Consider the following 22586-nt stretch of genomic DNA (forward strand, 5'->3'; position numbering starts at 1 on the left):
TCTCCAAACAAGTGAAAAGGCTCAGCGCGCCAGAATGTCGCGCATTTCAACGAGGTTCGAGCGAACCCTGAGAACATAAAAGCCGAGCGTTGCCAGATGGGTCGGCATGATCCAGCCATCTTCCTGGCCATTGGAGATGATCAGCGGCTGGATGCGCAGGGCAGCACGCATCTGCTTGATGCTTTCATTCCAGATTGGCGCCAGACCGCGCTGGTTGATCACCCCGTCAAAGTCTGCGCCGGTTGCCGTCAGGATGCCGTAGTAGCCGTAAAGCTGACCGTAGGCGAACCAGAACCGGTCGTCGGCCCGCGTATCGAACCAGCCGCCGTTGAAGTTCTCGGAACGCTCGCGCAGCATGGCAGACGTGCTGCCGATCGAGCTCGAAACGCGGTCCATGAATTCGAGGAAATTGTCAGCGCGGGCATCGAAGGTGGCAGCGCACGTGGCCAGCTGATCGTTGAACCCGCGAAGGTCCTTCAAGGCAGCACGATACTGCGTCGGCGTCGGCGTCAGGAAGCCGAAGGGTGACAGGCCGAAATACCAGTTGGTTTCCTCGTACTGCATCTTGCTGCGCACGCTCTGCAACTGCGGATTGATGCCGGAGGTACCGCGCATACGCACCAGTGAATCGACCAGTTCGACAGTGGTGCGGCGGACGGCTTCATTGACGCCGCGCTGGAACGACGCCTTGTTGTCGAGCCATGGCGTGCGGTCCCAGTCCATCCCGAACAGGCCGGCTTTGTAGAGCACCATGGACGAGATCCACGCATTCTGGTTGACATTGTAGTCGATCAGATCGGCGGTGACATCGACGATGGCCGAACGCTCGCAGGCATTGGCCGGCGCCGTCTGGCCAGCGGCGACCTTGACCGGAAGGCCTGCATCATTCTTGCGCTCAGCAAGATTGTACCGGTTGGGATAGTCAGGATCGAAATTGGTCCAGACCTGCGTCTGCCAGATGAAATAGCCGTAGAGTGCGATCAAAACCAGGAGACCAAGACCGATCGGACCCTTGATGATCCACGCGCGCCCTCTGTACCAATTTGCAACCGCCATGAAGGGAAAAAGAATCCAGGACACCGCCAGGCCAATACCCCGGCCGATCGCTGCAAACACACGCTGGAAAAACGCAACGATCGGATCAAGCATTCGTGTTATCCTCCTTGAGGCCATAAAGGCGTTTGCGGAACGCCACCTTGTCCATGAGATATGTGCTGGTCAGTGTCGCGACAACATATTCCCTGAACTTTTCGCTGTAATGTTCATAGGCCGTATAAAACCCCTGCTTGTCAAAGACGAAGCGGGAAACGAAATCACTCGGGCAGAGCTGCGAGATCAGCCGGTTGGTCAGCCATTGGTCCGGATGATTGGGCGAGGCTCGCACCAGCAGAAAGCGGTTCTCAGGGCTTACATCCTGCATCTTGATGCTGCCCGACGCCGAAATCGTCCGGATCATCGTTTGCAGGAACGGATAGGTTCCATCCGAGGCGACCAGCGCCGAATTGCGGTGGAGCCAGGTCTGCAACCAGATTGAATCGATCGCGTTGATATCCGTCGTTGGGTCCGCCTGATTAACCAGGCTGCGCAGGATCATGTCGGCCCGATGCTGATAGAGGCCGGAATCCTGTACCCAGGACGCTTGCGGCAATTGCAGCCGGTTGGTGGAGGCCAGGAACTCATAGATGCGCTGATGGTCGGACAGGCTGATATAACCGACCTGCCACGGACGTGAACGGCGAAAGCCCGGCACCGAAGGATCGCAGATCACGGTCGTGGTCTTTTCATCCAGGAAGACATAGACGCCGCCGAAATGATTGGCCCAGAATGCATCGTGGCGGAACACCAGCTTGTCCGGCACAAGCGCATTCTCACGGATATCGCCGGTCACCTTTGCCAGTTCGACCATCCGGTTAAGCAGCGCATCATCGGCCCAGGCCGTCGGCACCGTCTTCAACCGGTCGACAAGCGAGCGCAATTCGGCCGCCTTGCCGAGCATGTCCTCGGCCGACAGGACGCGAAAACGGACCTCATTGATCGACAAGAGGTCATCGATATCATTGACGACCGATACGGAATCCTCGATCTCGCCGTACAGCGCATCCTTGATCGTCACCGCATTGATCGCCCGCCGGTTGGCGCCGAAAAACTCGTGCATCAATCCAGCGGTGTTGGAAAAGCTGGTATGAACGACCGGCAGTTCTTCCTGGTCCGGCGTCATGATGATGAAGCGGCGGTTGACGCGGTTGGGGTCGAGATAATCGCGGTCGCCAAGTTCATCGGCGATTTCAGGCGAAAACCCGGTCATGTCGATCTGGAAGGACGGCAGAGACGTCGGGCGCAGGCCAAAGCCCTGCAACGCCTTGTTATAACGCGCAATCAGATGCGGCTCGGAAATATCGAGCAGGCGTCCGTAAATCAGTTCGGCTTCGAGGAGGCGTTTCATGCGGTCAAGACCATGGGCTGATCACCTGTAAATTTCACGTCGATGCCCAATCTCAACAACGAGGACAATAAGCTGCGTGTCTCGCAGCTCGCACAAAATCCGGAAATCACCAACCCTGTATCGCCAGAGATGGCCAAGCGCACCACCTTGCAACGGTTTTCCCAGCAAGCGCGGATTATCGAGCGTTGCAACACGCTTTCGCAAATACTCCCGGATTCGAACAGCATTGGAACGTCCCATCTTTTCAAGCTGCCGGAGCGCCTCGTCCGTCAGCTCAATCGTCCAAGCCAAGTTTCCTCTCAACTTCTTCCAGAGTGTAGGTGCGTGTCTCACCGCGCGCTAATTTTCCCAACACCTGTTCTGCCATATAGATATCTTCGAGATCTTCGAGATGTTCCTCGATCGCCTGCCGGATGTAAAACGTCGCCGTCCGCCCTGTGCGAGCCGCAAGCGCCTGCAATCTTTCGTAAGTCTCGTCAGGAAGACGGATTGCTGTTTGCTTAGCCATGATGAATTTCCATATGGGATACGTGTATACCATGTAGCACGACTATGTCTTAATTGCCATAACGAGCAAAACGTGGTTGCATTTCGCCTATCCCTGCCAGCGCCCGTCAGCCTTCATGGCCTCGATCTCACGGATGGCCTTCTCCCTTTGGCGTTCGCGGCGGATGATGTCGGTGACAGCTGCATCGTCGGATTTGTCGGTGTAGCGGAACTCGCTGTCGGCATAGCGGTTGATTTCCTGCATGACCATCTCGAGCGTGATCGGGCCGCGGAGGGTTTCGATCATGGCTTTCTTCTCGTCATAGGCTTTGTGCATGAAGGCTTCCGGCGTCGCAAACCAATCGTCCGGCAGGTCCACGTCCATCGCCCGCATCTTGACTGCATCGGTGATGTTCTTGATCGCCCGGCCGGTGAAGCGCGGCTCGGCCTCCTTGATCATGTGCAGATAGGAGCCGACATCGGCCAACGTCTCGATCTTGCCCTCTTCCTTTTCGTGGCGTTCCCAGACGGCCAGCAGCCCCTCCTCCTTCGGGCGGGCATGTTCGGCATAGGATTGTGACACGGCCTTCTTGATTTCCTGCCCGGCAAACAGCTGGTGTTCACCCAGCGGGATCTTGTGGTTCTTGCCAACCAGCATGGCGAAGATGTCGATATAGTCGCCTTCCGACTGCGGCCCATCCACCAGCCAGCGGGCACCGGCGCGCTGGCGCAGCGCGTCGTCGACATTCTCCGGATAGTTGGAGAACATGCCGAAGGTGCAATTGCCGCGGATCACCGTCGAGGCGCCCGCAAAGCTCTCCATCAACACCGCCGTCACCTCGTGCTGTCCGGCCGAGGCGCGATCATCGGAACGCTTGGCGGCCACCTGATCGACATCGTCGATCGTGCCGAAGCCGATGGCGCGCGGATTGATGACATTGTTGACGAAGGCCTTGCAGTTCTGGCCGGATTTTCCCTGATAGGAGGAAATCTGGTCGACGCCGAAATTCTCGTAGTGGAAGGCGTAACCGGCGATCTCGCAGTAGTCGTTGAGCAGACCCGCCAGCATCTGGATAAGAATGGTCTTGCCAGTGCCCGGCATGCCGTCGCCGATGAAGGTGAAGAGAAAGCCGCCAAGCTCGACAAACGGGTTCATCTGCCGGTCGAAGTCATAGGCCATCAGCATCTTGGCAAGCTTCAGCGCCTGATACTTGGCAATATGGTTGCCGATGATCTCTTCCGGCTTCTTGAAGGTCATCACCAGCGGCGCGCGCTTGGCGCCTGGCGCAACATCGAAACCGTTCAGCGTGAAGTCGTCCTGATCGAGACGGATATGCACATTCTCGAAGCTGGCAAGCCCGGTGAACCGCGCCTTGCGGCCGATCAGGCCTTCGATGGCAACACGGGCAAAGGCGCGCGCCCGGCTGGTCAGGGCGACATCATCCGGCGCCCCGGCAATCGTCTTGTCGAGCGCAGAGATCATGCTCTTCAACGCATCCTGCGGCGTATCGAACAGAAAATCCGGCTCGTTGCCATCCTCGACCGGCTCGCCCTCACCGGCAAGCGTCGCGCCGAGATAGGCGGCGAAAGTGAAGGCGGCGATATAGGCGGAAGCAGACAGAAGCGCCTTGAACTGGTTGGCGTCCTCGCCGGATAGCGGTGCTGTCGCATTGCGCGACTGCAAGCCTTCCAGATTGGTCTGGCGGGCAAACACGTCGGCAACCGCCAGCGCCACCTGCAATCCGCGCCGTGAACGATAGAGCAAGGCGTGCTGCGCGGGAGACATCAGCGGGTCAGCGGAGCGGATCGACTGGATGGTCTTCGTCAGCTCGACCTCGCGGGTGCGGCGCTGTCCGCCGGTTGAAACGGTCGAGACAAAGCGGCGGCCCGTTCCAGCCAATGCCGTAGCCGCAGCCGGATCGTCTGCCTCCAGAAGAATGAGCCGGGTGACCAGACCTTGTGCCACCGCCAGATGTTTGGCGATGTCGTCCTCGTGCAGCGTCGTCAAGCCCGCGTTCAGTGACATTGTCTAGACCTCGCTGATGACCTGGTTTCCGGAAATCACATGCACCTTGTAGTCACCAAAAATCGCTGCAGCGTCTCCGGCAGCATAAAGCGCCTGATAGGCGTCGTGCGGCACCAGTGCGTGTTTCTCGTAGGAACTGACACCCATGCGCGTCGCCTCGAGATTGTCGGTATCGATATGGAATTCTTCCGATGCCGGCGTCGATGAGAAGAAGCCCCTCTGGGCCGGCCGTTCCGCCTTGGAGAACACCTCCTGCACCGTCCACGTCAACAGCCACGCATTTTCGGTCTTGCGGACCTTCGACAGGATGTCGTTGATCTTGGCATTGTTCTCGGTAATTCCGGCCGAATAGAACGGCCCAAGCACGATGCGCCGCAACTGCTTGGGATGCAGCTCCTCGAAATCCTTGTCGAGATTGGTGGCGATCGTCACCGGTGTCAGCGAATAGGCGCTGTTCTTCAGCGCGAAATCGTCGAAACGGCTGGCAAGATCCGGATTGAGCAATCCGCCGATCGGCAGCGGGATATCCGTATCGGGATTGAGCTTGCCATCCGGCGTCACCAGAAGCTTGATGATCTTTTCCGACGAATCCTCGATCACCGACATATAGACCATCGGCAAGGTGCTTGTTCCGTCAAACGCGCCCCAACAGACGACATAATAGGGCCGCATGGTCTTCGGATTGACGCCGACACGGATGGTCTCAGGCATGATGAAGGGTGAAAAAATATCGCCCTTGCCGATCTGCTCGAGATAGAGCCGCTCGGCCATGCGTGACTGCAGTTCACCCGGAAAGGCCTTCTGCCGCAGGATGAAATCGGCCATTTCCTGGCGCAGTGCATCGGCCGCGGGAATACCGGCCAGCCGCTTTTCCGCCGACTGCCTGTCGTTTTCCAGTTCCAGGACATTCTGGAACACCGGAAAGCCGCTTTCGGCCCGCGAGATCCGGAACTGCTCGATGAAACCGATCCGGTTTTCCCAGCAGGAAAAGGACGCCTTCAGCCGTGACAGGTAGGGAATGACGACCTCGCCGACCACCGTATCGCGATAAAGCGGCGAGTTGCGGTCCCCGAGGAAGATTTCAAGGCCAGCGAGCGCTGCCCGGATGGACGCGAAGTACTGGCCGACGGGACCTTCGGATGCGGCATTCATGATGGTTGTCTCAACAACAATGCTCTTTGTGCGGCGTAAAGCCCCTCATCCGGCCTGTCGGCCACCTTCTCCCCGTTTACGGGGAGAAGGGATAAGCGGCAAACTCCGTAGTCCCCTCTCCCCGCGTGCGGGGAGAGGGTTAGGGTGAGGGGCTTGATGCCATGGTGAGCAGCCGGCATGCGCTGCACTACTGCTTCACGTAATTCGCCGAATTGTGCTTGTCCATCACGGCCTGGAACCGGCGCGCAAAGGCATCGTCGGCAAGCTTCTTGCGGCGCTGGATGTCCTGGGTCGAGAGCATGTTCTTCTCGTGCATTTCCAGGAGATCGCCGATATGGCGCTGCGAGGCCGAGCCGATACCGGCCATGGTTTCTTCCGCCGCCGTATCGACCTGGCTGCCAAGCGTGTTGATCTTGTGGGCAACATCCTGCTGGGCAGCCGTCTTCAAGGAATCTTCCAGCGCCTTGTACAGCACGATGCGCTGCTCGGTATCGATGGTCAGCTTGTTGATCAGCGTGTTCTGCGCGGCGATCTGGTTATTGAGTGAATCGACGAAAGTCTGGAACATCGAGGTGTAGCGCTCGTATGTCTGGCTTTCCGCCAGCAGTTCCTGCTCCTTCGCCTGCTTCTCGTTATATTCCGTCGCCAGAACCGAACGCTCGCCCTCAAGCTGGGTGCGGGAGATCTGGTCGGTCGAGGCGGCAATCTTGTTTTCAATGTCCATCAGCATCGGGTTGAGTTCCTCGATGCGCTTCTGGGTTTCCTGCAGGTTGGCCATCGTGGCCTTGCGCCGCTCGATCACCTGCAACAGGCTTGCCTCCGAAGTCTTGTAGCGCTGGTCGAGAACGCTCTTCTGTTCCTTGAGGATGCCGACGATGGTGTCGGACTTGGCCAGCAATTCCTGCAGGTTTCCGGCCAGCGACATGTTGCGGACACGGTCGGTGCGCATGCGCTGGGCACTCTGCTTGGAAAAGATGCCGATGAATTTCTCATAGCCGGTATAGCTCTTCATGCTCTCGAATTCGGAGCCGAAGGCATTGGTGGCGTCTTCCAGGCCGATGATCAGGTCGGCAATATTGCCTTCCATCACCTTCTGCTGGTTGATGACGTCCTGGATGCGGGCATTCTCGATGTCGAAATTGGCGTCGCCCAGTGTGGTGTCGGATTTGGCGAACTGGTCGAGCACGACGGCCGACTGGTTCATCTTGCCGCGCATCTGCTCGACGATGCCGCGGGTTTTCTCGATTTCGCTCTCAAAATTCTGAAGTGTCGCCATCGGTTCCCCCTGGTTGCTCCGGTGCAGACGCGCCGCGTCGCCAAATTATTCAGTCATGACATCAGCTTATATAATGGGAGCGGCAATTTGAAGAACAAGTGTACAATCGACGGATTTTAAACCGTAAATCGCTTTGAAGCGGGACAATGGCCGGAACGCCGCTCCTATTGCGCCACTGCGGTCTTCAGATAGGCAAGGATGTCCTCGATCTCCTGCGGCTTTCTCAAACCGGGGAAAGACATCTTGGTACCCGGCACCATTGCCTTCGGGCTAAGCAGATATTCCGACAGCCTCTCCTCGTCCCAGACTTTGCCATCCGCGCCAAATGCCGTCATGGCGCTGGAATAGCTGTAGCCCGCAAAGGCAGCGACCGGACGGCCCACGATGCCCATCAGGCTTGGGCCGACACGGTTCATCGGCTCGGTCGCGGTGTGACAGGCGCCGCATTTCTTGAAGACCTGAGCGCCGGCCTCGGCATTGCCTGCGGCCTGCGCGACACTTGTTCCAAGACAGAGAAAGAGGCCGAATGAAGCGAAACGCATGGACAAGGGAAGAGACTGAGAGAGAAGCATGGACGATTTCCCGGAACGCTAAGGCAAGGATGCCATCATGGCACGCCGCCCCCGCCCGGCGATAGTCCGCCTCACGCTTCGTTCATCTTGTCTTCCCAGTGACGGCGGCAATAGACGACATATTTTTCATTGCCGCCAACTTCGACCTGCGCGCCCTCCCGGACGACATTTCCGGCCCCATCCAAACGCACCACCATGGTCGCCTTGCGGCCGCAATGGCAGATGGTTCGCACTTCGCGCATTTCGTCGGCGATGGCGAGCAACGCCATCGAACCGGGAAACAGCTTACCCTGGAAATCGGTGCGCAGACCATAGGCCATCACGGGAATGCCGATCCGGTCTGCAATGCGCGCCAACTGCCAGACCTGATCCTCGCCGAGAAACTGCGCTTCGTCGACAAAGACACAGGCGATCGTTTCCTCGGCATGCAGGCGTTCGATCAGAGCGTAGAGGTCGTCGGAATGGGTGAAGGCAATGCCGTCCTCGCTCAATCCGATCCGCGAGGACACCCGGCCCTGGCCGGCCCGGTCATCAAAGGCCGCAATCAGGATCACCGTGCGCATGCCACGTTCGCGATAATTGTACGACGCCTGCAGGAGCATGGTCGATTTGCCTGCGTTCATCGTGGCGTAGCTGAAATACAGTTTTGCCATGGCGTCCTCTTCTGTATGCTGTTGGTTGTTCATGAACAGACAAAGCGGGGAAGACCAGAGCGCAAGCGCGAAAGTCACAGAAAATCGACGGCGGGCGCCAGAACATGAGCAATGCGACATATCACGTCGCTTTAGGCGGGCGTGTCCAGCGAATGTCCCAATACACTCAAGGCAACACCAGGGCGCTTGAATTGGCGGACATTTGGTGATTGGCTAAAATCAAAAGGCAGGGGAATAATCACAATGAGCAGACTGACATTGAAATTCATGCTGACCGCAGCCGTATCGCTGAGCGCGCTGACATCGGCCTATGCCGCCGAGCCCGAAAGCTGTGGCACCGTCCGTTTCGCCGATGTCGGCTGGACGGATATCACCGCGACCACGGCGACCGTTTCCTCCGTCCTCAAAGGCCTTGGCTATCAGACGGACATCAAGGTTCTCTCCGTTCCTGTCACCTATCAATCGCTCAAGAACAAGGACATCGACGTCTTCCTCGGCAACTGGATGCCGACACAGGAAGCCGACGTCCGCCCCTTCCTCAACGACAAGTCGGTCGAATCGTTCGGCCCGAATCTTGAGGGCGCCAAGTACACGCTGGCGACCAATGCCAAGGGTGCCGAACTCGGCATCAAGGATTTCAAGGATATCGCCGCCCACAAGGCCGAACTTGACGGCAAGATTTACGGTATCGAGCCCGGCAACGACGGCAACCGCCTGATCATCGACATGACCGACAAGGACACATTCGGCCTGAAAGGCTTTGAAGTCGTCGAATCCTCCGAGCAGGGCATGCTGGCGCAGGTCGCCCGTGCCGAAAAGGATGGCACACCCGTCATTTTCCTCGGCTGGGAACCCCACCCGATGAACTCCAACTTCAAGCTGACTTATCTCACGGGTGGCGACGACATCTTCGGACCAAACCTCGGCGGAGCGACCATCTTCACCAACGTGCGCGCCGGCTACGCCACCGAATGCCCGAATGTCGGCAAGCTGATCACCAACCTGAAGTTCTCGCTACCGATGGAAAACGAGATCATGGGCAAGATCCTCAACGACGGCAAAGATCCGGAAACAGCGGCCAATGAGTGGCTGAAGGCCAACCCGACAGCAATCGACCCCTGGCTCGCAGGTGTCACCACCAAGGATGGTGCTGAAGGATTGCCGGCGGTCAAGACCGCGCTCGGTCTCTGACCGGCATATATAAGGCGGGGCTTCGTCCCCGCCTTTTTTTAAGCGCAAACCACGCGCTTCCGCTCCTATCATTGGCACCAAGAACCAGGCGATTTTCCCGTGGAATGGCTAACCAACCCTGATCGACGCATCCCCATCGGCGGCTGGGCGAAGAGTTTCTTCACCTGGCTCACCACCAATTTTACCGGCTTTTTCGACCAGGTATCCGCGATCCTGGCCGGCGTGGTGAATGCGATCCTTTGGGTTCTGCAGACGCCACATCCGCTGATCGTCGTGGCCATCGTCACCGCCCTTTCCTACTATTTCCGCCGCTCGATCGGCGTTACCCTGTTCACGCTGTTCGGCCTGCTGTTGATCATCAATCTCGGCTACTGGAAGGCAACGACGGAAACGTTGGCGCTGGTGCTGGCCGCCAGTGCCGTCTCAATGGCCGTCGGCATTCCGCTCGGCATCGCCGCCGCCCGGCGCGCCTGGGTCTACGCGGTGATGCGGCCGATCCTCGACCTGATGCAGACCATCCCGACCTTCGTCTACCTGATCCCTGCCCTCGTGCTGTTCGGCCTCGGCATGGTGCCGGGCCTGATCGCCACTGTCATCTTCGCCATTCCGGCGCCGATCCGGCTCACACGCCTCGGCATCATTTCCACCCCGCCCTCGCTGGTGGAAGCGGCTGTCTCGTTTGGCGCGACGCCATCGCAGGTGCTGCGCAAGATCGAATTACCCTTTGCCATGCCGCAGATCATGGCTGGCCTCACCCAGACCATCATGCTGTCGCTGTCGATGGTGGTCATCTCGGCGCTGGTCGGCGCTGCCGGTCTTGGCGTACCGGTCGTGCGGGCGCTGAACACCGTCAACATCGCCATGGGTTTCGAATCCGGCCTGTGTATCGTCATCCTCGCGATCATTCTCGATCGCCTGTTCCGTTCGTCCGATGAAGGAGAAGGCGCATGACCGAGGCCGTCGTTTTCAAGAATGTCGATATCATCTTCGGCAACAAGCCGGAAGCGGCCATCGCCATGGTCGATCAGGGCAAGACGCGCGACGAGATCGGCGCTGCGACCGGATTGGTGCTCGGTGTCGCCGATGCGTCGCTGACGATCACCGAAGGCGAAATCCTGGTGCTGATGGGGCTCTCCGGCTCGGGCAAATCGACCCTTTTGCGCGCCGTCAACGGACTGGCGCCAGTGGTGCGCGGTGAAGTCCAGGTAAAGACCCGGCACGGCGGAATCAATCCGTATAAAACCAGCGCGAAATCGCTGCGCGACTTCCGCATGCACGATGTCTCGATGGTGTTCCAGCAGTTTGCTCTCCTGCCCTGGCGCACAGTGGAAGACAATGTCGGCTTCGGGCTGGAATTGGCCGGCGTGCCGGACAAGGAACGCAAGGAGCGCGTTGCCGAACAGCTGGAACTGGTCAACCTGACGAAATGGGCCGGACGTCAGGTCAAGGAGCTTTCCGGCGGCATGCAGCAGCGCGTCGGCCTTGCCCGGGCCTTTGCCACTGGTGCGCCGATCCTGTTGATGGACGAGCCGTTCTCGGCACTCGATCCGCTGATCCGCACCCGCCTGCAGGACGAGTTGCTGGAATTCCAGCGGCGTCTGAAGAAGACCATCCTGTTCGTCAGCCACGATCTCGACGAAGCCTTCCGCATCGGCAACCGCATCGCCATCATGGAAGGCGGACGCATCATCCAGTGCGGAACGCCGCAAGATATCGTCAAGAATCCGGCCAACCAGTATGTTGCCGATTTCGTCCAGCACATGAACCCGATCACCATGCTGACGGCGATGGACGTCATGAGCCAGGGCGTCAGCCGCACGGCGCCTGCGGCCGGTGTCTCGGCAACAGCCAAACCGACCACCCCGCTGATCGACATCCTCGATGCGATGTCGCGCCAGCCCGGCAGCATCGGCGTCGTCGACAACGGCGCCATCGTCGGCACAATCAATGCGCAGAACGTCGTGGAAGGCCTGACACGGCATCGCAACAAAAGTTGACTGTTCTGCTCATGATGTCGCTATAAAGGACGCCCGGGCAACACATGTCCGGGCGTTTGGCATTCAAGACAAGAGGCAACCTTATGGCCGACAAACCTTCCGTTCTGCGCGAAACCGATGACGAGGCGCGCAAGCTTGCCCGCATCATCCTGCGCTCCGCGCGCAGTGCCGCCATTGCGGTGATCGAGCCAGACAGCGGCGGTTTCCCCTTTGTCAGCCGTGTGCTTGTCGGTATCGATACCGATGGCACGCCGGTCATCCTGGTTTCCGCCCTGTCGGCCCACACGCAGGCCCTGTCCGCAGACCAGCGCTGCTCACTCTTGACCGGCGAAATCGGCAAGGGTGATCCACTCGCCCATGCGCGGCTGACGGTTCAATGTGAAGCGGAAAAGGTCGAGCGCAATGGCAACGCTCACGCCCGTATCCGCGAGCGCTTCATCCGCCGCCATCCGAAGGCCCAGCTCTATGTCGACTTTCCAGATTTCGCATTCTTCCGCCTCATGCCAATCAAGGCCAGCATGAATGGCGGCTTTGGCCGTGCCTATGTCCTGAGTGGCGAGGATCTGATGATCCGTTCCCCGGCAATCGACGATCTCGCCGCAATGGAAGCAGGCGCGATCGACCACATGAATTCCGACCACTCCGATGCAGCCAGCAAGTATGCCGCGCTCTATTGCAAGGCAAAAGGAACCGGTTGGAAAATCTGCGGTCTCGATGCCAGCGGGGTCGATCTGGTGTCGGGCGATCAACTCAAGCGACTGGAATACGACGCCCCACTGCAATCCAAAGGGGAGTTACGGGACACACTGGTAAAACTTTACCGTTAAATACGGGAACTTTTACCCCGATTTCTTGCAGTAGGCAGTTGTCCTTTTATTCATCACGTCTAATTATCCCTTATTCACATTCATAACCAAGCGTGATGTGAACTTCGCATGGAGTATGGAATGCAAACGATCTCTCCTCAGAAACACGGCAAGGCTGAAATAGCTGCGGAGTTTCTGTCGGCTATGGCCAACCCAAAGCGTCTGCTGATTCTCAGTTCACTTGTGAACGAAGAGATGGCCGTTGGCGCCTTGGCAAACCAGGTCGGCCTCAGCCAATCTGCCCTGTCGCAACATCTCTCGAAGCTGCGTGCCCAAAATCTCGTGACTACCCGTAGAGATGCTCAGACGATCTATTATTCAAGTTCTTCGGATGCAGTACTGAAAGTTCTGAAAACCTTGAAGGAAATCTACGGCGACGATACCAGCGCGGTTGAAAAGGTCGCGCAGCGCCGTACCGCCTGATACGGATCGGGGCCGCTTGCCGGCCCCGTCCTGTCTCGCCGCTCGCCGGCTTGTCATCTGGAAGCGCTTGCCTCCGGAGTATGGATCGGTTGCGATCGTCATATGACGTTTACGCGACTTTGAGACTTGGCGTTGCAGTATCGGCGCCATGACCATGACTGCCCAAAATCCACCTTCCGCAACTTCCCTCAAATGGGCCGTCTTTGGTACGGGTTCCATCGCAACGACGTTTGCCCAAGACATACGGCTGACGGATAATGCAACACTGGTTGCCGTTTGTTCGCGCACGCTTGAGGCCGCCACCGTTTTTTCAAACCGCTTCGGCGGACTGCGCATCATCCCGGATATCAATACCCTCGCCACTGATCCATCGATCGATGCCGTCTATCTCGCAACGCCAAACACCACTCATTTTGATCAGACTCGGGCGCTACTCAACGCCGGAAAGCCCGTACTGATCGAAAAGCCGCTCGTGGCGACTGCAGCCGAGGCGCAGGCACTCACCGACCTGGCCGCGGAAAAACAGACCTTTGCGATGGAAGGACTCTGGACTGTCTTCCTGCCCGCGATCAATCATCTAAAGCAGCTTCTGGCCGATGGGACGATCGGCGCCATCGCCGGCATCCGCGCCGAACTCGCCTATGCCAAGACCTTCGATGCCAGCAGTCGGTTTTTTGCACCGTCGCTCGGCGGTGGCTCGCTGCTTGATCTGGGTGTCTACCCGATCGCCCTCACGCTCTCGCTGTTCGGCTCGCCGCAGACGATATCGGGGCGCTGGTCGGCCGCACCCACGGGTGTCGATATGACAGCGGATGTCGCGCTCGGTTATGACGGTTTCCAGGCAAGGCTGTCCTGCGGTTTCGACCGCAATGGGACCAATCGCTTCATCATCGAAGGCGAAACCGGCAGCCTGGTGATCGATGCTCCGTTCCTGCGGGCAAACCGGATCATCCTGACGAGAAACCGCATCGCCCATCACCTTGCAGTTCCTTCCGGGTCGAGCCGCCTGTCACGCGCAGCCGGGAAGTTGGCCCGCCGGCTGCCCCTGCCCGGCCTCACGGTCTATCGGCATGGCTTTCCCGGCGATGGGCTACAGTTCGAGATCGCGGCTGTGAGCCGTGCCATCCTGGCAGGGCAACAGCAGCAATCGGAAATGCCGCTCAGCGCCAGCGCCGAAGCACTCCGCATCATCGAAACTATCCGGTCACTGCCGCCTTCATAGCGCCGTCGGTGTATGGTCCCGCTTGCCGGCATTGAGCGCAAGCACGATATCCGTCAGATGCAATGCCGTTTCGCCGGAAAACAGCGGCCGGTTGCCAGCCTTGATCGCGTCCGCCTGCGCTGCAATCCCGCGGACAAAATCGATCTGTGAGGGATAGGCCGGCAGGCTGTTCTTCTGCGCTGCCTGCGGATAGACGACCGGTTTTCCGGCAGTGAGCCGAAACGGGAACTTTCGCTGAAACTGCCACTCGATGCGCTCGACCAGCCGATGCAGCAGCGGCCGCTTGCCACCACTCAGTTCGACATGGACCGGCGAGCGATTGTCCCAGAGATCGCGCACGACGATCGTGCCCTTGTCGCCGACGATCGTCAGCGACCGGTCCCGTGGCGCCGCCAGACCGCTGGTCAAACGAGCGACAAGCCCCGACTTGAAGGTCAGGCAGCCAACGGAAAAATCAGGGCCAAGGTCAAGGCCTTCGGTGCCCGGGCCTTTGTTGGGAAAGGTGAGCGCGGAAAAAGCCGCGACATTCGACACTGGTCCGAACAGCGACACCAGCCAGCTTGCGGCATAGCCGGCATGCTCGAGCGTGCAGCCAATTTCGAATTCGTGCACTGCCGGCCATTTCGCACCAGAGCGGCTGCGCCATTCCTGCCATTTGTCGCGAAAGACGGGTCCGTCCTCCATCTCGGCATAGGCAAGACGTGGCGTGCCGATGACACCGGAGCGGAGGATTTCGGCGCAATGACCACAGGCATCGCTGAGCGCATTGGCCGGTGCGCCGGCAAGGATAAGACCTCGCTCCGCAGCAAGCGATACCAACTCCCGCGCCTCATCGACCGTCATGGCCAGAGGCTTCTCGCAATAGACATGTTTGCCTGCCAGCAGCGCCGCCCGGTTGACGGCATGGTGGTTTTCCGGCGTCGTCAGGTTGACGATGATGACGACAGCAGGATCGGAAAGCGATTCTGCTTCAGAGGCATAGGCGCGAACGTTCCAGTAGTTGCAAAACTGCTTTAAGCGATCGGGGTCGACGTCCCAGACACCCGCCAGCTGCAGTTGCGGGTGGTTGGCCAGCGTCGTCATGTAGTAATCGGCGACGAAGCCCGTGCCGATGAAAGCGATGCCCGTCTGTCCGTTCATCGCGCATCCGCCAGGAACGAGGCGATATAGACCAGCGGTGCATTCCAGTTGATCGTCATTTCGTTGGTGCCCCAGGCCATGATGTCATCGATATAGCAGGTCTGTGGTGCGCAGCCCTTCAGGCGCGCGCGCGCGACATCATCGACCAGTGTCGAATTCGGCCCGCCGGCCAGCGTACCGACAGGCGGATTGGGCAGCGTTTTATCGACCTGATGGGCATACCAGCGGCTATGCTGGTTCTTGGCAAAGACGCTGCCGTAACCGGTAACATAGGATGTGTTCATCGCGTTGCGCCCGAGGATGTAGTCGATACTTTCCCGCACGCCATTGAGAAACGGCAATTCGCCCGTGAGGTCATAGCCGGCGGAAACAACGATCATGTTCTGCAAAATGAGCTGGTTTGATCCCCAGTCGTAGCGATTGTTGGCCGGCCGGTAGATATGCCCGAACGGCTCCTTTGCCTGCAGGCTGAGGAAATTCCGCGCAGCTGATACAACGGATGCCATCACCATTGCCTTGTCATCGGGCTCAAGATTGTCGCCATAAAGCGCCAGATCGAGACGGCCGAGACCCGCTACGCTGCGCCAATCGAACGCGCCGACGGCGGGAAAGACCGGTCCGGCCCAATGCGGCGAAGCTTTCAGCGCCGTGAGATAGCGGGCTTCTCCCGTGGTGATATAGAGCTCGGCGGCCGCCCAATAGGTTTCATCGGAAATGTCGTCGTCGCCATAATCGCCACCGCCCTGCAAGCCGTCGGAACCCGGCGCGAAGAGAGCGGGATGGGCGGCGGCGGCCAGCCATGCCTTCTGACCGGCAGCGAGCAGGCGTTGCGCAAACTCCCTGTCATAGGTCGCAAACAGCCGGGCGCCCTGTGCCGCTACAGCAGCGAGATTGAGCGTTGCCGCCGTCGAGGGGCGGTGCAGCACGCGCAGTTCCGGATCGAGATGTGGCAGCATTGGCACCCCGGTCCATTTGATATCGTGAACCTTGTGATGCACCATGCCGGCCAGCGGCTGACCGTCAGGCACCATCATTTTCATCAGGAATTCAAGTTCCCAACGTGCTTCGTCGAGGATATCGGGAATGCCATTGCCGTTTTCAGGAATGCGCGACAGGCTGTCGCTCAAAACCGGCGAAGCCCCATCGCCGAAAACCAGCCCGCGTTCGAACGTACTCAAGAGCTGCGACACGGCGATACCGCCATTGACCACATATTTCCCCTGGTCGCCCGCATCATACCAGCCGCCAGAGACATCCAATGTATAGTCGCAGGTCCAGTCCTTGCCATAGAGCTTGGTGGCGACCTTGCCTGTCAGGCAGGTTACCTTCGTATCACCGTGGTTCGGGCTTTCCTGCACATGTCCGGCCGGCCGTGCATAGGCCTCGCCAGCGATATCGCCCTTGATCTCGATGCCGCTGCGCTGCGGATAGAACCAGGACAGCGCATCGACGCGCAGTTTGCCATAGATATCGTGGCCGACCGAAAACGGCAGGCTTTTCTTCCCGCCGAGGACCAGGCGGTAGCCCTCGCCTGCCGTTGCAAAAGCCGAAAAATCAGCGATCTGTGTGTTGGCCTCGACCGTCGGATCGAAACCGGCAGGCGCCGTCATCCCCTCGCCGATTGCGGCACCATTTTCGTCTTCCAGCTTGAACGGCAACGGATCGGTCGCCTCCGACAAGATCGTCGCCCGCTTCGGCCCATCGAGAAAATAGCCGGTTTGATTGACCAGTGCCGGTAGCGCGTACATCGTCTTTCGCGCGGTTGCCTCGAGCCTGTCAGGCTTTGTTTCGCGCAGTGCCACATCATCCAGGCAAACGCGCCAAGTTTTTTGCGCTCCGCCCAGTTGGAAGATGATCTGGGCCGGATCTTTCTCCGTTGCCGTGAAAGCGGCCGAAAACTCCACCTTCCCGGCCTTGGTCCCGGCTTCGAAGGTTGCCTGCGCCGTCCAGGGTTCGGCATTCCGCTGGATCGTGACCGGGAATGTGTGCGCGTCCTTGGCTTCGAGCACCATTGTCAGGCGATAGGATTTTCCCGGTTCGAACTGAAGATCGTTGAGACCGAGCAGCCGGTCCCAAGGGGTACCGCCCGCCTCGACATCGGCGCACAACTTGCCATGCTCGCGCGCCAGCGCGACTCCACCAGCCGCCCAGAAGCCATCATGCCCCTTTTCAAAGGCGCCATCGGCAATCATGTCTGCTGCTTCTGCTTGCGCTGGTAGACTGACGAAAAGCGCGAGCATCAGGCTGGCTGCAAATTTTGGCAAAATATCTATCCTGAGCGCGTGTTGCGGGAACGCGGCGCCACTCTGCTGCAAACAGGTTAACCTTCGGAAAAGATTGGATGCAAGCCCTGTTTCCAAATGTTTCCGGGCCGCCGAAACTTGGGCATTGCCGATCTGCGCCAGGTTCTGACGTCGTCAGGCCGAGGCTTGACCGCGAAAAGCGCCCTGATAGTTTGACCATCAGGTAAAGATTTAACCGAAACCCACTGGATTTGGCCGCCAGACCGTACGCGCCACGGAGAACATGATGTCGAACCGCCTCAATGCCACGCCGAACGATCTCAGCGCCTTCTGGATGCCGTTCACTGCCAACCGGCAGTACAAGAAAGAACCGCGCATGTTCGTCAAGGCGAGGGACATGCACTACACGACCCATGACGGCCGCCAGGTGCTCGATGGCACGGCCGGCCTCTGGTGCGTCAACGCCGGCCACTGTCGCCCGCAGATCACCGAAGCCATCCAGCAGCAAGCTGGCGAGCTTGACTATGCTCCCGCCTTCCAGCTTGGCCATCCGAAGGCTTTCGAACTGGCAAACCGCCTGATCGATATCGCGCCAGAAGGCATGGAGCATGTGCTCTACACCAATTCCGGTTCTGAATCGGTCGAAACAGCGCTGAAGGTGGCGCTTGCCTACCACAAGGTGAAGGGCCAGGGCTCGCGCACCCGCCTGATCGGCCGCGAGCGTGGCTATCACGGCGTCAATTTCGGCGGCATCTCGGTTGGCGGTATCGTTTCCAACCGCAAGATGTTCGGCACGCTTCTGACCGGCGTCGACCATATGCCGCACACCCATTTTCCAGACAAGAACGCCTTCACCAAGGGCGAGCCGGAGCATGGCGGCGATATCGCTACCGAACTGGAACGCATCGTCACACTGCATGACGCCTCGACCATCGCGGCCGTCATCGTCGAACCCGTCGCTGGCTCGACCGGCGTGCTCATCCCGCCGAAAGGCTATCTGCAGAAACTGCGCGACATCTGCACGAAGCACGGCATCCTGTTGATCTTCGATGAAGTCATCACTGGTTACGGTCGCCTCGGCACACCGTTCGCAGCCCAGTATTTCGACGTCAAGCCGGACATGATCGTCACCGCAAAGGGCCTGACCAACGGCGTCATCCCGATGGGCGCCGTGTTCGTCACTGGCGAAATCCATGACGCCTTCATGAGCGGCCCGGAGCACATGATCGAATTCTTCCACGGTTATACCTATTCCGGCAACCCGATCGCCTGCGCCGCAGCGCTTGGCACACTCGACACCTATCGCGATGAAGGCCTGCTCACCCGTGGCGCCGAGCTTGCGTCCTACTGGGGCGATGCGCTGCATTCGCTGCGCGACTGCCCGCATGTGATCGACATCCGCAATATCGGCCTGATTGGCGCGATCGAGCTGGCACCGATCGCCGGAGAGCCGACGAAACGCGCCTTCTCCGCCTTCCTGAAGGCCTATGAAAGCGGTTATCTGATCCGCACCACCGGCGACATCATCGCCCTTTCGCCGCCGTTGATCATCTCGAAGGCCGAGATCGACGAACTGGTCGACGGCATCCGCAAAGTGCTGATCGCCAACGCATAAACGAACAAGATACGATCGTAAAATCATCCAGACGGGGCCGGACCAGAGGTCCCGGTCCCGTCTGGCGCAATATCTGAACAATTATTTTGCACTTTGCCCAAAAAATCGCCTTGCGGAATCCGGGCGGGGTTCATAGACGAGAAGCATGGGATCGATCCGTTCACAGAAGGCGGACACCTCAACAGAACTGACGTTGCTTTCCGGCTGGCAGGTCTCACCCGCCCAGCCCGGCAGCCGAAGCGCTGGCACTGCGGGGAACAAACCCACCAAAGGAGACGCAAGATGAAATTCAAGACATTGTCGGGCGCCACGCTCGCGGCCTCGCTGGTCTTTGCGCCGCTCGCCCATGCCGAGATCGTAATCGGCCTGATCGCGCCGCTGACCGGCCCCGTCGCCGCCTATGGCGACCAGGTCAAGAACGGCGCCCAAGTTGCCGTCGATCAGATCAACAAGAATGGCGGCATTCTCGGCGAACAGGTCGTCCTGAAGCTGGCTGACGACGCCGGCGAACCCAAGCAGGGTGTTTCGGCAGCCAACCAGATCGTCGGCGAAGGCATCCGCTTTGTCGTCGGCCCGGTCACCTCGGGCGTTGCCATGCCGGCATCCGACGTTCTCGCTGAAAACGGCATCCTGATGGTCACTCCGACAGCGACGACGCCGGACCTCACCAAGCGTGGCCTCGCCACCATCCTGCGCACCTGCGGCCGTGACGACCAGCAGGCAGAAGTCGCAGCAGCCTATGTCCTGAAGCAGTTCAAGGACAAGCGCATCGGCATCCTCAACGACAAGGGCGCCTACGGCAAGGGTCTGGCCGATTCCTTCAAGGCAACGCTGAACGCCGGTGGCGTCACCGAAGTCTTCAACGATTCGCTGACACCCGGCGACAAGGATCTCAGCGCGCTCACCACCCGCCTGAAGGCTGAAAAGGTCGACGTACTCTATTTCGGCGGCTACCACCCGGAAGCCGGTCTTCTGGTGCGCCAGCTGCATGATATCGGCGCTCAGATCCAGATCATCGGCGGCGACGGCCTGTCCAACACCGAATTCTGGGCTATCGGCGCAGACGCAGGTGCCGGCACGGTCTTCACCAACGCGGCCGACGCTCTGAAGAACGACAGCTCGAAGGCAGCCGTTGCAGCCCTTCAGGCCGTCAACATCCCGCCGGAAGCTTTTACGCTCAACGCCTATGCAGCCGTTGAAGTGATCAAGGCCGGTATCGAGAAGGCCGGCAGCGCCGAAGACGCCGCAGCCGTCACCGCTGCCCTGAAAACCGGCGAACCGATCAAGACCGCCATCGGCGACGTCACCTATGGCGAAACCGGCGACCTCACCTCGCAGAGCTTCTCGCTCTACAAGTGGGAAGCTGGCAAGATCGTTTCTGCCGAGTAAGCAGAGCAATCAATGACGGATCGGGCGCTTCGGCGCCCGATTTCGTTTGTTGCGGGGTTCGTCGGCCACAGCGCAGCCACCATCCACAGTCACAATCACCGATCTGGTATATCCCGGTATGCAATGATGGCGATCAGCCTCTATGCTCCGGTGAGCAATATTTCAGACAAGCACCCAAGAGGCAGGCACCCGTGAGCGAAAAACTTGAACAGCTGATCGATCAGGGCACCGGCCGTATTCCGGCCGATATCGTGCTCAAAGGCGGCCGTTTCTTCGATCTGGTGACCGGCGACCTCGTTGCCTCCGATATCGCCATCTGCGGCGATCGCATCGTCGGCACCTACGGCACTTACACCGGCACCACCGAAATCGATATCACCGGCAAGATCGTCGTACCGGGGTTCATCGACACGCATCTGCACATCGAATCCTCGCTGGTCACCCCGCATGAATTCGACCGCTGCGTGCTGCCCTATGGCGTCACCACCGTGATCTGCGATCCGCACGAGATCGCCAATGTGCTCGGCACCACGGGCATCCAGTATTTCCTCGATTCCGCCTGCGAAACCATCATGGATATCCGCGTGCAGCTCTCGAGCTGCGTGCCGGCCACCCATCTGGAAACCTCCGGCGCCAACCTGCCAATCGAAAAGCTTCTGCCCTTCCGCAACCACGAGAAGGTCATCGGCCTTGCGGAGTTCATGAATTTCCCCGGTGTCATTCACAAGGACCCCGTCTGCCTTGCCAAGCTCGACGCCTTCCAGGGCGGCCATATCGATGGCCACGCGCCGCTGTTAAGCGGGCTTGATCTCAATGGCTATCTCTCCACCGGCATTCGCACCGATCACGAATGCACCACTGCGGCTGAGGCGCTGGAGAAGATCCGCAAGGGCATGCATATCCTGGTGCGCGAGGGCTCCGTCTCCAAGGATCTGCACGCGCTGATGCCGATCCTGACCGAGCGGCTGTCGCCGTTCCTGGCACTCTGCACCGATGACCGCAATCCGCTCGACATCGCTGAAGAAGGCCATCTCGACTACATGATCCGCGAAGCGATCGCCAAAGGGGTAGAACCGCTCGCCGTCTACCGCGCCGCCTCGATCTCGGCTGCGCGCGCCTTTGGCCTGCGCGACCGCGGCCTTGTCGCACCCGGCTGGCGCGCCGATCTGGTGGTCGTCGACAGCTTGGAAAACTGCAAGGCCGAAGCCGTGCTTGCCGGTGGCCGTCTCGTCAACGATGCCCTGTTTGCCACCCGCCGCCCCGTCGCACCGGTCGGTCTCGATAGCGTCAAGGCTGGCCATATCAATGCCGCCGATTTCGGCGTGCCCTACGCCGAGGGAGAGACGTCCGTCATCGGCGTACTGCCGGGAAAAATCATCACCGAACACCGCCGCTACAAGCTGCCCGCATCCGGCAATCAGGCCGGCGTCGATCTTGGCCGTGACATCATCAAGGTCGCCATCATCGAGCGCCACGGCGTCAACGGCAACCATGCCAACGGCTTCGTCCAGGGTTTTGGGTTGAAGAAAGGGGCGATTGCCTCCACTGTCGGCCATGACAGCCACAATATCTGCGTCGTCGGCGTCAACGAGGACGACATGGCACTGGCCGCCAACCGGCTCGGCCAGATCAAGGGCGGCTTCGTTGTCGTCGAGGATGGCAAGGTCACCGGCGAAATCTCGCTGCCGGTCGCTGGCCTGATGAGCCTTGAACCCTACGAGAGCGTGCGCGACACGCTGCATCATCTGCGCCAGGCCGCGTTCGCGCTCGGGGCAACGCTGCAAGAGCCCTTCCTGCAACTGGCGTTCCTGCCCCTGCCCGTTATCCCGCATCTAAAGATTTCGGACATGGGGCTGGTGGATGTCGACAAGTTTACGCTGATCAGCTGAGGC

At 59.5% G+C, this 22586-nt stretch carries 20 protein-coding genes; 9 read left to right on the top strand and 11 right to left on the bottom strand.

The features are described from left to right. Positions 1 to 21: 21 nt before the first annotated feature. From ASC96_RS24975 to ASC96_RS25015, 9 genes are all read right to left on the bottom strand, one after another. Positions 22 to 1149, bottom strand: a complete 1128-nt coding sequence (locus ASC96_RS24975; RefSeq protein WP_060505778.1) for a DUF2333 family protein — start codon at positions 1147 to 1149, stop codon at positions 22 to 24. After that, a complete protein-coding gene (locus ASC96_RS24980; RefSeq protein ID WP_060505779.1) occupies positions 1142 to 2443 on the bottom strand; it encodes a DUF6638 family protein in 1302 nt (433 codons plus the stop codon). Before ASC96_RS24980 ends, ASC96_RS24975 begins: the two co-directional genes overlap by 8 nt. 21 nt (positions 2444 to 2464) lie before the next feature. Beyond that, positions 2465 to 2734, bottom strand: coding sequence for a type II toxin-antitoxin system RelE/ParE family toxin (locus tag ASC96_RS24985; RefSeq protein ID WP_060511745.1), 270 nt, complete (start codon positions 2732 to 2734; stop codon positions 2465 to 2467). Beyond that, positions 2718 to 2951: a DUF6290 family protein gene (locus ASC96_RS24990; protein ID WP_060505781.1), complete on the bottom strand. Its 234-nt coding sequence runs from the start codon at positions 2949 to 2951 to the stop codon at positions 2718 to 2720. Before ASC96_RS24990 ends, ASC96_RS24985 begins: the two co-directional genes overlap by 17 nt. Before the next feature lie 87 nt (positions 2952 to 3038). After that, the gene (locus ASC96_RS24995; protein ID WP_060505782.1) at positions 3039 to 4955 is read right to left on the bottom strand and encodes an AAA family ATPase; all 1917 of its coding nucleotides are present in this window, start codon (positions 4953 to 4955) and stop codon (positions 3039 to 3041) included. A 3-nt stretch (positions 4956 to 4958) separates the two neighbouring features. After that, entirely contained in the window at positions 4959 to 6107 is a 1149-nt protein-coding gene (locus ASC96_RS25000) for a hypothetical protein (protein ID WP_060505783.1), read from the bottom strand. 187 nt (positions 6108 to 6294) lie between these two features. Continuing rightward, positions 6295 to 7383 carry a hypothetical protein gene (locus tag ASC96_RS25005; RefSeq protein ID WP_060505784.1) on the bottom strand — a complete coding sequence of 363 codons (1089 nt, stop codon included), beginning with the start codon at positions 7381 to 7383 and terminating at the stop codon, positions 6295 to 6297. A gap of 164 nt (positions 7384 to 7547) precedes the next feature. Further along, positions 7548 to 7925 (bottom strand): cytochrome c family protein, encoded by a 378-nt coding sequence (locus tag ASC96_RS25010; protein WP_060506060.1) that lies wholly within the window; start codon positions 7923 to 7925, stop codon positions 7548 to 7550. A gap of 101 nt (positions 7926 to 8026) precedes the next feature. Continuing rightward, positions 8027 to 8608, bottom strand: coding sequence for a thymidine kinase (locus ASC96_RS25015; protein WP_060505785.1), 582 nt, complete (start codon positions 8606 to 8608; stop codon positions 8027 to 8029). Between the two features lie 243 nt (positions 8609 to 8851). On the opposite strand from ASC96_RS25015, the gene ASC96_RS25020 reads away from it, so the two are divergent. The 6 genes from ASC96_RS25020 to ASC96_RS25045 all read left to right on the top strand — a co-directional run bounded on the left by ASC96_RS25020 (position 8852) and on the right by ASC96_RS25045 (position 14307). Then, a complete protein-coding gene (locus ASC96_RS25020) occupies positions 8852 to 9799 on the top strand; it encodes a choline ABC transporter substrate-binding protein (RefSeq protein WP_060505786.1) in 948 nt (315 codons plus the stop codon). A gap of 99 nt (positions 9800 to 9898) precedes the next feature. Next, the gene (gene choW / locus ASC96_RS25025; protein WP_037098811.1) at positions 9899 to 10750 is read left to right on the top strand and encodes a choline ABC transporter permease subunit; all 852 of its coding nucleotides are present in this window, start codon (positions 9899 to 9901) and stop codon (positions 10748 to 10750) included. Then, a complete protein-coding gene (choV, locus tag ASC96_RS25030; protein ID WP_060505787.1) occupies positions 10747 to 11796 on the top strand; it encodes a choline ABC transporter ATP-binding protein in 1050 nt (349 codons plus the stop codon). The genes choW and choV overlap by 4 nt, the downstream gene beginning before the upstream one ends. Positions 11797 to 11879: 83 nt before the next feature. Continuing rightward, a complete protein-coding gene (locus tag ASC96_RS25035; protein WP_060505788.1) occupies positions 11880 to 12623 on the top strand; it encodes a HugZ family protein in 744 nt (247 codons plus the stop codon). Positions 12624 to 12743: 120 nt separating this feature from the next. Further along, positions 12744 to 13085, top strand: coding sequence for a metalloregulator ArsR/SmtB family transcription factor (locus ASC96_RS25040; RefSeq protein ID WP_060505789.1), 342 nt, complete (start codon positions 12744 to 12746; stop codon positions 13083 to 13085). A 154-nt stretch (positions 13086 to 13239) separates the two neighbouring features. Beyond that, complete coding sequence (locus tag ASC96_RS25045) at positions 13240 to 14307, top strand: Gfo/Idh/MocA family oxidoreductase (RefSeq protein ID WP_162246392.1); 1068 nt, start codon at positions 13240 to 13242, stop codon at positions 14305 to 14307. Here the strand turns inward: ASC96_RS25045 and ASC96_RS25050 are convergent. Both ASC96_RS25050 and ASC96_RS25055 read right to left on the bottom strand, forming a co-directional pair. Continuing rightward, positions 14302 to 15447, bottom strand: a complete 1146-nt coding sequence (locus ASC96_RS25050) for a Gfo/Idh/MocA family oxidoreductase (RefSeq protein WP_060505791.1) — start codon at positions 15445 to 15447, stop codon at positions 14302 to 14304. The two genes, ASC96_RS25045 and ASC96_RS25050, sit on opposite strands and share 6 nt — an antisense overlap. Continuing rightward, entirely contained in the window at positions 15444 to 17711 is a 2268-nt protein-coding gene (locus tag ASC96_RS25055; RefSeq protein WP_244482311.1) for a glycoside hydrolase family 9 protein, read from the bottom strand. Before ASC96_RS25055 ends, ASC96_RS25050 begins: the two co-directional genes overlap by 4 nt. A 265-nt stretch (positions 17712 to 17976) precedes the next feature. Between ASC96_RS25055 and ASC96_RS25060 the strand changes: the two genes are divergently transcribed. The 3 genes from ASC96_RS25060 to ade all read left to right on the top strand — a co-directional run bounded on the left by ASC96_RS25060 (position 17977) and on the right by ade (position 22583). Further along, entirely contained in the window at positions 17977 to 19305 is a 1329-nt protein-coding gene (locus ASC96_RS25060) for an aspartate aminotransferase family protein (protein WP_060505792.1), read from the top strand. A 282-nt stretch (positions 19306 to 19587) separates the two neighbouring features. Continuing rightward, positions 19588 to 20694: a branched-chain amino acid ABC transporter substrate-binding protein gene (locus tag ASC96_RS25065; protein ID WP_060505793.1), complete on the top strand. Its 1107-nt coding sequence runs from the start codon at positions 19588 to 19590 to the stop codon at positions 20692 to 20694. 191 nt (positions 20695 to 20885) lie between these two features. Further along, positions 20886 to 22583 carry an adenine deaminase gene (gene ade / locus ASC96_RS25070; RefSeq protein WP_060505794.1) on the top strand — a complete coding sequence of 566 codons (1698 nt, stop codon included), beginning with the start codon at positions 20886 to 20888 and terminating at the stop codon, positions 22581 to 22583. The last annotated feature ends 3 nt before the right edge of the window (positions 22584 to 22586 follow it).

Origin of the sequence: Rhizobium sp. Root1204 (genome assembly GCF_001424965.1) — a bacterium.
Classification (GTDB): Bacteria; Pseudomonadota; Alphaproteobacteria; order Rhizobiales; family Rhizobiaceae; genus Pararhizobium.